Below are 11823 nucleotides of genomic sequence, written 5' to 3'. Positions count from 1 at the left end.
CTCGTGCAGAGGAGCCCGTTCGCTTCGTCGTTCGAGGCCGCGTCTCCGCGGCCCTGCTTCAGCTCGCTCGGCGACGTGCCCGGATCACGAGCGCGAGCGCTCCGAGCAGCAGTGCGAGCGACGCGGCGATCACGAGCGGTGCGACGGTCGCGCCGGTCGAGGCGAGCGCCGCGGCACCGGTGCCGGCACTGGCGGTGCCGGTGCCGGCTCCGCCGGTGCCGGCGGCCGTCACGGTGAGGTCGTCCCAGCCGAGCAGCGTGCCGTCGGCCGACAGGACCGCGAGACGGTGCGCGCCGGCCGCGGTGTCCGCCGGAATGGTCACGCGAATCGTGCCGTCGGGCGAGACGGTCACCGTGCCGAGGTGCACGGGCGTGGAGAACAGCCACGCGTCGAGCATGTCGCCGGCGAGCTGTGCGCCGACGACGACGGTGATCGTCGCCCCGGCGCGCACGGTGCCGGGCACCGTGATCGAGCCGCGCGCACCGTCGGTGAGCGATTCCTCCGCGGGCGTGACCGGCGTGCCGGGCTCGCCCGACGCGACGCAGTCGATCGTGCCGGCGCGCAGGGCGTGCCCGCCGGTCGCCGCGTCGTCGGCGTAGATCACGGGCTTGGAACCGTCGGTGCAGCGTTCCTGCGGGGCGATCGCGAAGCCCTCGTTGTTGAGGTTCGGCATTCCGGTCGGTCGCTCGTAGAGCGCGGTCACGGCGAAGGTGCCGGCAGCGGCTCCCGACTGGGCGACGTCGAGCGTCGCCGTGCGGCCGTCGCAGGTGTCGTCGCAGACCGCCCAGAGCAGTTCGGTCTCGGCTTCGAATTCGAGATCCATTACGCCCGGGAAGCCGCTCGCGAACGCGGCGACGCGGTGGTACACCGTGCCCGTGAGGTCGAGGGCGTAGGCGTACACCATGCCGTTCGCCTCGAGCCCGACGAAGAACAGGCCGTTGCCGTGACCCGCGTAGTCGGCGGGGTCGTAGGCCGTTCCGGTGCTCGCATCGACGAGTCCGCGCTCGACGAGCCAGGCGTCGGGAACCCAGGCGATGGCCTCGAGTCCGCTGTTCGGCGCGATCGTCGGCAGGTCGGCGGCGATGTTCCACTCGGCCGTCGCCGAGAGGCTCGTGCCGCTGGCGCCGGCGTCGAAACGCAGGATCGACGGGCGGCTCACTCCGTTCGCGGCGTTGTTGCGCTCGCTCGACACGAAGATGCCGCCTGCGGCACCAGCATCGGTCAGGGCGACGCCCTCGGCATCGACGTCACCGGTGCCGTCGGCGTAGTGCAGGGCCTTGCCGTTTGCCCAGTCGCCGCTGTCGGGCGCCCAGACGCCGTCGGAGTCGTGCAAGCGGAAGAGCGTGCCGGGCCCGTTCTTCACGGCCCAGAGGGTGTCGGATGCCTCGGCATCCGTCGTGTCCGCCGGCTCGAAGGTGAGGCCGCTCATGTTGCCGTTGAAGACGCCGGCCGTGTCGACCGTCGAGACGTCGGAACCGCCCGGCCAGGCGTCGGCGGGCGTGCCGGGTCCACCCGGCGCGACGTCGGCGCAGTCGTTCGACGCGCCCTTCGTGGTGGCAGCGGTCAGCACGAACTCGCCGGTGCCGTCGGGGCAGCGTCCGTAGCTCGTGGCGGCGTGAGCCGTCCATGAGTAGCTGTCGACCACGGTCACCGAGTCGGGCAGGAGGAGTCGCACCGAGTCGTCGGCACCGAGGCCGTAGCCGAGCACCGACTCCTCGACGACGAGGAAGCCGCCGGCCGCGATCGTCGACCCGCCCGGGAGCACGGCGACGTGGTCGTCGACGCCGTCCTTCACGATCCAGCCGCTGACGTCGACGGCGTCGGCGCCCGGGTTGAAGAGCTCGGCCCAGTCGCCCGGCGCGCCGCCGCTCGACTCCACCTCGTTGACGCGGATGTCGGCCGCGACGGGGGGCTCGCAGTCGTTGGCCGCGCCCTTGGTGGTCGAGCGAGTGGCCTCGAAGGCGCCGATCACGTCGGGGCAGCGGCCGTAGCTCGTGGCGGCGTGCGAGGTCCACGAGGTCTGGTCGATGAGGGTCGTGCCGTCGGTGTCGAAGAGGCGTGCGGAGTCATTGCCACTGAGTCCGAACGCAGGCTCGGTGTCGACCGCGAGATACCCGTGGGCGGGCACGATCGTGTCGGCCGGCACCGTGAGCGCGTGGCTGTCGTCGTTGTCCCTGATCACGAGGCCCGAGGCATCGAGCTCGAAGTCTCCGATGTTCACGAGCTCGACCCAGTCGCCCGGCGTGCCGCCGTTCGACTCGACCTCGTTGAGACGCAGGTACTCTGCGGCATCCGGTTCGCAGTCGTTGGCGGCGCCCTTCGTGGTGGTGACGGTGACCGCGAATTCGCCGGTTCCGTCGGCGCAGCGTCCGTAGCTCGTGCTCGCGTGCGCCGTCCAGCTGTAGGAGTCGACGAGGGTGGTGCCGTCGGCGAGGTACAGTCGCGCCTGGTCGTCCTTGCCGAGGCCGAAGGAGATGACCGGCTTCTCGAGCACGAGGTGGCCGCCGGCGGGGATCGTGGTGGCAGCCGGGAGCTTCGAGGCGCTGCTGTCTTCGTTGTCCTTCACCACCCAGCCGGAGACGTCGACCGGCGCTCCGCCGGTGTTGACGAGCTCGATCCAGTCGCCCGGCGTGCCGCCGTCGGACTCGACCTCGTTGATGCGCACGCCGTCGCCGACGACACTCGACACGGCATGTGCCGGTGCGCCGACCGCGAGAAGCGGGAGTATCGCCGCGGTCGCGGCCAGAAGACTGAAGACGGGGCGGCGCCGGAACGACGTCATGGGGGCTCCTTCGGCAGGCGAGCTCAGGCGGCTCGCGGCAGGGCAACAGTGGCCGACGCCGTCGAACGCAGGGTGAACTCGGGGCGAACGACGCATCGCGCGTGGTGTCTGTCCGCCCCGTTTCTTCGCCGCGTGCTTCCGGATTTTTCCCCCCGCGTGCTTCCGGAATTCGCATGTGCCAGTTCCCCCTCATTCACTGAGGCGGAACTGGCGCACCGATGAGAGGAGCTGGCGCACCGATGAGGCGGAACTGGCCAATGGACGAGGCGGGTAGGCGCACCGATGGGGGAGCTGGCGCACCGATGAGGGAGCTGGCGCACCGATGAGGGGGAACTGGCATACGGGGATCCGCGAACACGCGCGCGTCACCGGAGCAGCAACGGGGCTGACAGTGGTCGGCGGCCGCGAGACGCGCCAGAATGGGGCGATGGACCCAGTGGCGGCGCTCGAGGAGATCGCGTTCCTGCTCGAGCGAGACCGTGCCTCGGCCTTCAAGTCGAAGGCGTTCCGACGGGCCGCCGACGTCATTCGACCACTCGGGGCCGATGAGGTCGCAGCCCGGATCGCCGACGGCCGGCTGCAGCGCACCAGGGGCATCGGCGACACCACGTTCACGGTGATCGCGCAAGCGGCGGATGGCGCGGTTCCCGCCTACCTCGCCGAGCTGCGGACCCGCACGGGGCTCTCGCCCTCGGGCACGCCGACGGGTCTCCGTGCCGAGCTGCGGGGCGATCTGCACAGCCACACCGACTGGTCCGACGGAACGACGAGTCTCGAGACGATGGCCCGCGCCGCCGAGGCGCTCGGCCTCGAGTACCTCGCCGTCACCGACCATTCGCCGAGCCTTCGCGTCGCCAACGGGCTCAGCGGCGAGCGCCTCATCGCGCAGCAGGGCGTCATCGACGAGGTGCAGGCGACGGTCGGCGGCATCCGATTGCTGCACGGCATCGAAGTCGACATCCTGCTCGACGGCGCTCTCGACCAGACGGCCGAGCTGCTCGGCCGTCTCGACCTCGTCGTCGCGAGCGTGCACTCGAAGCTCCGCACCGATGCACCCGAGATGACGAAGCGGATGCTGCGCGCCATCGCCGACCCGCACACCAACGTGCTCGGGCACTGCACCGGCCGGCTCGTCGAGGGTTCGCGCGGCACCCGGCCGCAGTCGACGTTCGACGCGCACGCCGTGTTCGAGGCCTGCGCCGAGCACGGCGTCGCGGTCGAGATCAACTCACGGCCCGAGCGGCAGGATCCTCCCGACGAACTCATCGGGCTCGCCCTCGAGGCGGGCTGCCTGTTCTCGATCGACAGCGATGCGCATGCCCCGGGGCACCTGACGTTTCTCGAGCTCGGTGCCGCGCGTGCCGCGGCCAACGGCGTGCCCGCCGAACGCATCGTCACGACGTGGCCGGTCGAGCGGCTGTTGGAGTGGAGCCGCGACCGCAACGGCTGAGTCCGACCGCGACTGTAGTCGGTCGCGGGCGCATCCGTCGTCGGCCGTCGTGCGAGCTACCTGGCGCGCACCTCGGAGACGATGGCGTCGACGTCGGATTCGGCGGCGGGTAGGCCCGCGTCCTCGAGCCGCTGGCGCACCATCGTGTGCAGGTCGTCGACCGCCCCGAGTTCGAGGTCGCTCTTCACCTGGGCGGTGAGTCCGACGACCTTCTCATGCAGGGTCGCGTCGTCGTGGCCGTCTTCGATCGGTTCATTCTGCGCGTCCATGTTCCGATACTCGCATCGGGCGGTGAGCGGTCCAACCCCTTGACGGGTGCCGCGGGCCGTGCAGTGCGAACCCGCACCGAGTCGGACGGCGCTGCTGCGCGATGCGTTGACAATCGCCGTATTCGGCGGGCAGGCTGAGCGACATCGGGTTCGGAGGGGGACGCACCGTGAGCGATTGGACCGTCGAGGAACTCGACCGCATCGACCAGGCGGATGAGCTCCAGATCGCCTCCCGCCGACGTGACGGCTCACTGCGCCCGTACGTCACGATCTGGGTCGTGCGCGTCGGCGACGACCTCTACGTGCGCTCGGCGTACGGACCCGACAACCCGTGGTTCGTCCGAGCGCAGGCGAGCGGCACCGGTCGCATCCGTGCCGGCGGCGTCGAGCGGGATGTCTCGTTCGCCGAACCCGACCCCGATGTGCACGCCGCGATCGACGCGGCCTATCACGCGAAGTACGACGGCTACGGCGCGAAGATCGTCGGCACCGTCGTCGGCCCTCAGGTCGTGGCCACGACGATCCGGCTCGAGCCGGTGGTCTGACCGTTCGGCCCGCCCCCGCGGGTTCGCGCCGGATCGCGATCAGGATCGACGCTGCGGCTCCGGACCGATCGTCGGCGGCAGGTGCGGGCTCCGATGGATCTCGTACAGCCGGGCATGCCCTGGCGAGTCGGGATCGTCGACGATCGGCAGATCCGCCATGAAGAGGCGGATGAGGTGGGCGAGCTCACCGGAGTGGCTGAAGTTGATCGCGTGCGCCGCGCCCTCGATCTTCACGAGCAGCACGTGGTTGTCGGTGGCGGCGGCGACCTCCTGCACGCGGGCCGGCCCGGGCATCAGCGGGTCACGATCTCCGATGACGACGAGCGTCGGGATCCGCAGTGCGAGCAGTCGTTCGAGCGACGGGTACTGGGTCAGCGCCTGGAACATCTTGAACGTGCTCGGCACGCCGAATCGCAGGTAGTCCGGCACCGCGACCCGCATCATCCGCGGCGGTTCGCGCCTGCCGTCGCGCGTGAGCTGCCCGACGGCACGGCGTAGCGGCTGATTGTAGATCCCGCCCGCCGGTGAGACGAGGATGGCGCGTTCGATGCGTTCGGGATGGTGATGCGCGAACTCGAGGATGACGGGACATCCCATCGAATTGCCCACGAGCGTGACCGCATCGATGCCGCGGTCATCGAGGAACCGCACCGCGGCGTGGGCGAGGTCGGGCACGTCGAGCGCGTTCGCTGCCTTCCCGCTGCGACCGAATCCCGGCAGGTCGGGCACCAAGGTGTGGAACTCGTCGCCGAGTCGTTCGGCCGTCGGCAGGAGGTACCGGCCCGAGAGGCCGAAACCGTGCAGGTGCATCATCGCGGGGGCATCCGGTGGCACCGTCGACTCGCGATAGAACACGTCGATGTCATCGACGGTGGTCCACCGCTCGGCCAAGCTCGACGCCGGGTGCTTGGGAAGCCGCCTGGGACGCAGGCCGGGCGCGGTCTTCGTGCCCATACCGACGATGATCCTCGCCGCCCGCGCAGTCGTCAACAAATGCCAAGGGGTGTTCTCTTCTGAGCTGCGATCACCCAGGATTGCTCGCAGTCGTCGATTGACGCGTGCCCGGCGGCTAGCAGAGCTGACCGCAATCATCAACCCCCTAGCGCGTTCCGACCCGCTAGCCGGGCTTCGCGTACCGTTTCCTCCCGGAGGCCAAACTCCGGGAGGACGACGTGGGAAAACTTCACTACGACGGCAAGTCATTCGAGATGGACGACCGCATGCTCGCCCACCTCCAACTGATCATCGGTGTGAAGCTTCGCCGCGGAGAGAACTTCTTCATGGCCTGGAAGGCGCCCGCCTCCTCCGGCGAGGGCCGGCGTGCCATCTGGATCGACAACGGCGTTCCGATCTATTTCGAGTACGCCGGAGGGCGAGAGCTGAGGCTGAACATGGCCTGGGCGGAGAAACTCGCCGACCAGGCGAGCAAAGGCGGCGGTCTGACGATCATGGCCGAAGACGTTCCGCTCATGCCCGAGGAAGACTGACGGCGCCGGCGCCGGCGCATGATCGCGACCCCCCTCTGACGACGAGAGCAGCATCGAGGCCGAATACGTGCAGCAACCAGGCAGGACGACGACGACGACCGTCGTGCACGGCATGGTGTTCCGGGTTCTCGCCACGGCGGCAGAGGATGCATCGGAACCGTGCACGTACGTCCTCGTCCACGGGGTCGGCGTGTCTCACCGGTCCCTTGCCCGCTTGCACGAAGAACTCGCCCGCACCGCTGACGTGTTCTCGATCGACCTGCCGGGGTTCGGGGGGCTCCCGAAACCGCACGGTGACGTGGACGTGGCGGGCATGGCGGCCGCACTCGGCGACGTGCTCGACCTTCTGGGGCTGACGAACGTCGTCTTGGTCGGCCATTCCATGGGTACCCAATGGGTCGTGGAACTCGCTGCCGCCCGCCCGCAGCTGGCGAAAGGGGTCGTCATCATCGGCCCGGTCACCGACAGCCGACACCGGTCGCTCGCCGCCCAGCTGATCGCACTCGCCGTCGACACGGTCGGCGAACCACCGAACGTCAACCGCGTGGTGTTCGCGGACTACCTCCGGTGCGGACCGAGGTGGTACCTGCGTCAGACTCGCCACATGGTGGAGTACCGGCTCGATCGCCGCGTCGAGGACCTCGCGATGCCGCTCCTCGTCGTGCGCGGCGGGAACGACCCCATCGCCGGAACGGAGTGGTGTCGCCGACTGCGGGATCACGCCCCGCATGGATCGCTCGTGATCGTCCCGCGCAATCGCCATGTCGTGCAGTACACCGCGCCCCGCGCCGTCGCCGCAGCAGTCCGGGCGTGGCTCACGGAGCATTCGAAACAGCAACATTCGCCGATCCCGGCGACGTGACCGCTCGCGCGTCAACCCCCTTGCTGCACTTCGTCGGTCGTTGGGAACATGACCGAAACGGGACTCACAAGGTCCCGCGGCCCCCGCTTCGCCGGGCGCCGCAATCGACGAGGAGGTTGACATGCACAGCACTGTCCGTCCCACAGGGGATCGCACGAGCTACGCCGAGACGCCCGTGCAGAAGGTTGCCCTCGCATTCGGCATCGTCTTCGTGGTCGTCGGCATCGCGGGGTTCATCCCCGGCTTGACGACGGGCCTCGAGACGATCCAGTTCGCCGGCCACGAATCGCAGGCACTTCTTCTCGGCGTCTTCCAAGTGTCGATCCTGCACAACCTCGTGCACCTGCTCTATGGCATCGTGGGTCTCGCCGCTGCGGCGAGCTTCGCGTTCGCGAAGAACTACCTGATCTGGGGCGGCGTCGTATACGCACTGCTGCTCCTGTACGGGCTCTTCCTCTCGGGCGACCACCCTGCGAACTTCGTCCCGCTGAACTCCGCCGACAACTGGCTGCACGGATTCCTCGCCGTGGCGATGATCGCGCTCGGCGTGCTGCTCGGCCGTCGCGACCGCGGTGTCCGTGCGGGCACGACGACAGGAGGGACGCGTACGGGGCGCTGATCGAAACGGATCAATGCCGTCGAAGAGATCCACTCGCCGCGGCGAACGGATCTCGCCTTCGGCCGCGTCTGTCTCTCAAGTGCGAATCGCGCGCCGCGACGAGAAGGGTTCACCAGGCCGTCGCGGCGCGCAGAACCGCAGGGGAAACGGTTCGCAGACAGTCTGACGTCGAACCGGCGACGACGAAAACGAACAGGCGGGATGCCCCCTATGGCCCCGCTCTCATGACAGGATGTGACGCGAGCCGGGGGAATCACTCCGGATACGCGGGCAGGTTCCTCGCCTGGCCGTCTGGTCCCGGTCTCCCGATCCGCCCACGGTGACGTCGTCGAGTTCGGCGACTCCGTGTTCGTCGGCAACCAGCGCGTCCTCAACGAGAAGTTCATCGGCCGTAGACTGCTCGCATGGAGGACCGGGGGACGAGCTGGCTGTTCCGGGCGTTGACCTCGGTGGCGTTCGGCTACTTCCTGCTGCGCCCGGTCGGCCACGGGGAGATCCTGTACCCACTTCTCGCTTTGATCGCAGTGAGCTCCGTGGTCGCTCTGATCGTCGGCCGGCGGCGTGTGTCGTTCGAGGTCGTCTCGGTGATCGGACTCGTGATGGTGGTGGGCCTCTACGGGACCGTCATCGGAGTGGACAACCCGGGCATGTCGCAGAACGCGCTCGTCTGGCTCGGTGCGCCGCTGATTTTCGGCGCGTGGGTGCTCGCCGCTGATGAACGCATGCTTCGGTCGGTGCTGACGACTGCCGCCTGGTGCACCATCGCCTTGTCCGCATTGATCGTGCTGTTCGTCGGCACGCAGCTCGGGGTGATCCCGCAGATCGTCCCGCAATGGCTGGTTGAGGAGACCGGGGCAGGATTCGCGTTCGAGGACGAGACGACCGCGATCCGCCTGTACGGGTTGTCGACGCTCGTCGCCGCGGCACCGATGTGGATCACGGCAGCGCTCCTGCCAGACCACCCATTGCTTCCGCCACGTGCGGTGCGTGTCATCGCCGCGGTCATTGCAGCATCCGCGGCAATGCTCGGCGGGCGAAACGCGATCGTCCTCGTTGTGCTGGCTGTGCCCGCGGTGATGCTGGTCTGGCGGGCGATGCGTCGGCGCTCCACGAGGGTCCACCCTGGCGCCGTCCTCACGGGGTTGCTGCTCCTCGCGGTTGGCCCGTTCCTGATCCAAGCCGTTGCGGGCAACGCTGTCGTGCAACGCACTGTGCAGAATGTGCTCGCGTTCTTCGAAGACGGGGGCGACCAGTCGATCCGCGTCGAGCAGGCGGCGAGGCTGTTGGACGCGTGGCAGGAGGCCCCGTACTTCGGCCACGGGTGGGGTGCGACCATCGAAGGGTATTACCGGTCTCAGGAGAGGCCGTGGAACTTCGAGCTTCAGTACCACCTGCTGTTGTTCCAGGTCGGGCTCGTCGGCATGCTGATCGTTGGGGCTGTGGTCGTGCTCGCTGTGCGCGCGATCGCTCGCGCGGTGAAGGTCCGCCCTGACCTCGTGTCGATCTTTCTCGTCACCTCGGCCGGCGCGCTCGGCATGCTCATCGGCAATGCAACGAACCCCTACCTTCAGGCACCCGGGCACATGTGGGCGGTATGGCTTCCGCTGATGGTCGCGAACGTGGCGCTCTGCAATCCACGGCACCTGATGACGAGAGAGCCCACGGTTCCATCGGCGAGGGTCAGCAACCTCCGGTAACCTGCTTTTGCTGGCTGATACGCTCATCCCGTGCATCGCATTACGGCCCTCGACGGCCTTCGAGGACTCGCTGCCCTGACTGTACTCGTGCACCACTCGCTGCTGCTGTTCCCCGCGCTAGCCGAACCGCACTACTCCAGTGAGCCTGCCCGATTCGGCTCCCTCGAGTGGCTGGCGGTTCACACGCCGATCCACGCATTGTGGGAGGGGAAGGCGGGGGTATACGTATTCTTCGTCCTCAGCGGTTTCGTGCTCACCCTGCCCGCGCTCACCCCGCGCGGCTACGACTGGCGGAGATACTATCCGAGGCGTCTGTTGCGCCTCTATCTGCCGGTGTGGGCCGCCGTCGTGTTTGCTGCGGCGACCATCTTGCTGGTGCCCCGAAGCGAGGAGGTGTCCAGCCTCTGGCTCGATGAGCGACCCCGGAGCATCACCTTCATGGCCCTCGTGCGCGACCTCACGCTCGTGGCCGGCAACGGCGGCCTCGCGTCGCCCCTGTGGTCCCTTACCTGGGAGATCCTCTTCTCCCTGGCTTTGCCGCTGGTCATCTGGGTGGCGTTCAAATTCCGCCCCGCACACGGCGTGCTCGCGGCTCTGAGCATCGCAGTGACGACGGCGGGAGGCATTTTCCACGAGAGCGCGTTGATGTACCCGCCGATGTTCCTGCTCGGAGTGATCTTGGCGATGCGCCAGGAGCAGATCTCCCGATGGTTCTCTCGCGCGAATCGATCGGTGTGGATCGCGCTGCTCATCTTCGGAGTCTTCGCGGTATCTGTGCGTTGGCTCATCATGGCATTCGGTGCCCCGGGATTCCTCCTCGGGGCCACCACGGGAATCATGCTCGTAGGGGCGACACTCTTTGTCGTGATGGCGCTGGAATGGTCGGCTGCTCGTCGGTTCCTGCAGATCGCCCCGCTACGAACAGTCGGCCGTGTCTCGTTCAGTTTGTACCTCGTACACGAGCCGATCATCGTCGCAGCCGGGTTCGCGTTGCCGCGCGACCCCCTGCTCGCCGCAGTCGCAGCGGTTGTGGCCACCGCGCTCGTGACACCCATCTTCTACGTCGCCGTTGAGAAGCCGAGCATCCGACTCGCACGAGCAGTCGGATCGATTCGCCCGCGAGTTCAACCGGAACCGGCCTGACCGTCCGCATCAGACCCATGGTGATCTGGTTCTCGCCGACGTCTCATTCCCATGCGACGTAGTGCACGACCGCGGGAGCCTCGATGTCGGTGCGTCCAGTGCCCACGTAGACCCTCTCATAGCGAGCCGCGGAACGCGTCGCTGAGCGGTAGAGACAAAATGGCCGCACGTCCTCAGGGTCGAAATTCATCGAAGCGTCCTGACGGCGACACGCTGACGGCACGTTTGCGAAGCACGTGGGGCAATGCCATGCAGAAAATGCCCGGAGAGGCGGCCTTCGCGAGCGCCGAGGCACTTCGCGACGGATGACGGCGCGGGCGCACCCGCCGCCGGTATGGCGATCCCCAACGGAGATCCACGGCTCATGACCTCGGCGAGAGAGTCTGGCCGCGACTACGCGGTGAAGGTGTGATCGATGAGTCGCTCGTGCCCTTGATGGCGCGGATAATTGCTGAGTGCCGATAGATGCAACAGTGATTGAGACGGCACGTTCACTCGCGCTGGCGGGACGCGTTCGCGACGCTGGACGTCTCCTTCGTGCCCATCTCGCCGAGGACCCGGCAAACGCAGAACTCAGGCAAGCGATCGCGCGGATCTACCGCGAGACCAATCACCCGGAGCAGGCAGGCCGGTACGAGTTCTTCCTGACCCGGTCGAGCCGGGCCGAGCGGGCAGCATATTTGGACCTCTCGTCGCGGCCGACGCTGATGAAGCACGGATCCGCCAGCTGAGCAATCTGCCGGCCAATTGGGATATCCCTGAAGACTTCCTCTCGGAACTGGCCGACCGACGACGCGAGCAGGCCGAGATCGATCCATGGGGGTCGCTGGTCAGCATTGCCGCGATCGCGTTCCTGGTGCTCGCACTCTTCACGCTTCTCCTCGTCTACCTCTTCACTGTCTTGGGTGCAGGCAGCGCCGTCACAATCGCACGATTCGGCGGACTCGCCTGCCTCGCTTCGATTGCGGC

General features: G+C 68.0%; 11 protein-coding genes. 8 read left to right on the top strand and 3 right to left on the bottom strand.

Annotated elements, in window-relative coordinates:
- Positions 1-58: 58 nt before the first annotated feature.
- Complete coding sequence (locus DCE93_RS12030) at positions 59-2782, bottom strand: lamin tail domain-containing protein (RefSeq protein WP_108596087.1); 2724 nt, start codon at positions 2780-2782, stop codon at positions 59-61.
- A gap of 427 nt (positions 2783-3209) precedes the next feature.
- Between DCE93_RS12030 and DCE93_RS12025 the strand changes: the two genes are divergently transcribed.
- Positions 3210-4232 (top strand): PHP domain-containing protein, encoded by a 1023-nt coding sequence (locus DCE93_RS12025; RefSeq protein ID WP_108596086.1) that lies wholly within the window; start codon positions 3210-3212, stop codon positions 4230-4232.
- Positions 4233-4288: 56 nt separating this feature from the next.
- Here the strand turns inward: DCE93_RS12025 and DCE93_RS12020 are convergent, their stop codons facing one another.
- Positions 4289-4501 (bottom strand): hypothetical protein, encoded by a 213-nt coding sequence (locus tag DCE93_RS12020; protein WP_108596085.1) that lies wholly within the window; start codon positions 4499-4501, stop codon positions 4289-4291.
- Between the two features lie 167 nt (positions 4502-4668).
- Between DCE93_RS12020 and DCE93_RS12015 the strand changes: the two genes are divergently transcribed.
- Positions 4669-5046 (top strand): DUF2255 family protein, encoded by a 378-nt coding sequence (locus DCE93_RS12015; RefSeq protein ID WP_108596084.1) that lies wholly within the window; start codon positions 4669-4671, stop codon positions 5044-5046.
- A 39-nt stretch (positions 5047-5085) separates the two neighbouring features.
- Here DCE93_RS12015 and DCE93_RS12010 read toward each other — a convergent pair whose 3' ends face one another.
- Positions 5086-6000, bottom strand: coding sequence for an alpha/beta fold hydrolase (locus tag DCE93_RS12010; protein WP_108596083.1), 915 nt, complete (start codon positions 5998-6000; stop codon positions 5086-5088).
- A gap of 218 nt (positions 6001-6218) precedes the next feature.
- Here DCE93_RS12010 and DCE93_RS12005 point away from each other — a divergent pair, with 218 nt between their 5' ends.
- The 6 genes from DCE93_RS12005 (at position 6219) to DCE93_RS14460 (ending at position 11585) form a co-directional block, all read left to right on the top strand.
- Positions 6219-6533 carry a DUF7882 family protein gene (locus tag DCE93_RS12005; protein WP_108596082.1) on the top strand — a complete coding sequence of 105 codons (315 nt, stop codon included), beginning with the start codon at positions 6219-6221 and terminating at the stop codon, positions 6531-6533.
- Positions 6534-6645: 112 nt separating this feature from the next.
- On the top strand, positions 6646-7395 hold the full coding sequence (locus DCE93_RS12000) for an alpha/beta fold hydrolase (protein ID WP_108596756.1): 750 nt from the start codon (positions 6646-6648) through the stop codon (positions 7393-7395).
- 121 nt (positions 7396-7516) lie between these two features.
- The gene (locus DCE93_RS11995; protein WP_108596081.1) at positions 7517-8014 is read left to right on the top strand and encodes a DUF4383 domain-containing protein; all 498 of its coding nucleotides are present in this window, start codon (positions 7517-7519) and stop codon (positions 8012-8014) included.
- A gap of 404 nt (positions 8015-8418) precedes the next feature.
- On the top strand, positions 8419-9711 hold the full coding sequence (locus DCE93_RS11990) for an O-antigen ligase family protein (protein WP_108596080.1): 1293 nt from the start codon (positions 8419-8421) through the stop codon (positions 9709-9711).
- A 30-nt stretch (positions 9712-9741) separates the two neighbouring features.
- Complete coding sequence (locus DCE93_RS11985; protein WP_108596079.1) at positions 9742-10854, top strand: acyltransferase family protein; 1113 nt, start codon at positions 9742-9744, stop codon at positions 10852-10854.
- A 473-nt stretch (positions 10855-11327) separates the two neighbouring features.
- Complete coding sequence (locus DCE93_RS14460; protein WP_146184996.1) at positions 11328-11585, top strand: tetratricopeptide repeat protein; 258 nt, start codon at positions 11328-11330, stop codon at positions 11583-11585.
- Positions 11586-11823: the final 238 nt, after the last annotated feature.

Origin of the sequence: Agromyces badenianii (assembly GCF_003070885.1) — a bacterium.
Classification (GTDB): domain Bacteria; phylum Actinomycetota; class Actinomycetes; order Actinomycetales; family Microbacteriaceae; genus Agromyces; species Agromyces badenianii.
Note: the sequence above shows the minus strand (reverse complement) of the source record. Positions and strands in the feature narration are given on the sequence as shown.

What these genes read in the sequence shown, in the direction of transcription:
- DCE93_RS12000 (WP_108596756.1), top strand. Translation starts at nt 6,646, where the DNA reads ATGGTGTTCCGGGTTCTCGCCACGGCGGCAGAGGATGCATCGGAACCG.
- DCE93_RS11995 (WP_108596081.1), top strand. Translation starts at nt 7,517, where the DNA reads ATGCACAGCACTGTCCGTCCCACAGGGGATCGCACGAGCTACGCCGAG.
- DCE93_RS11990 (WP_108596080.1), top strand. Translation starts at nt 8,419, where the DNA reads ATGGAGGACCGGGGGACGAGCTGGCTGTTCCGGGCGTTGACCTCGGTG.
- DCE93_RS12025 (WP_108596086.1), top strand. Translation starts at nt 3,210, where the DNA reads ATGGACCCAGTGGCGGCGCTCGAGGAGATCGCGTTCCTGCTCGAGCGA.
- DCE93_RS12030 (WP_108596087.1), bottom strand. Translation starts at nt 2,782, where the DNA reads ATGACGTCGTTCCGGCGCCGCCCCGTCTTCAGTCTTCTGGCCGCGACC.
- DCE93_RS12010 (WP_108596083.1), bottom strand. Translation starts at nt 6,000, where the DNA reads ATGGGCACGAAGACCGCGCCCGGCCTGCGTCCCAGGCGGCTTCCCAAG.
- DCE93_RS12020 (WP_108596085.1), bottom strand. Translation starts at nt 4,501, where the DNA reads ATGGACGCGCAGAATGAACCGATCGAAGACGGCCACGACGACGCGACC.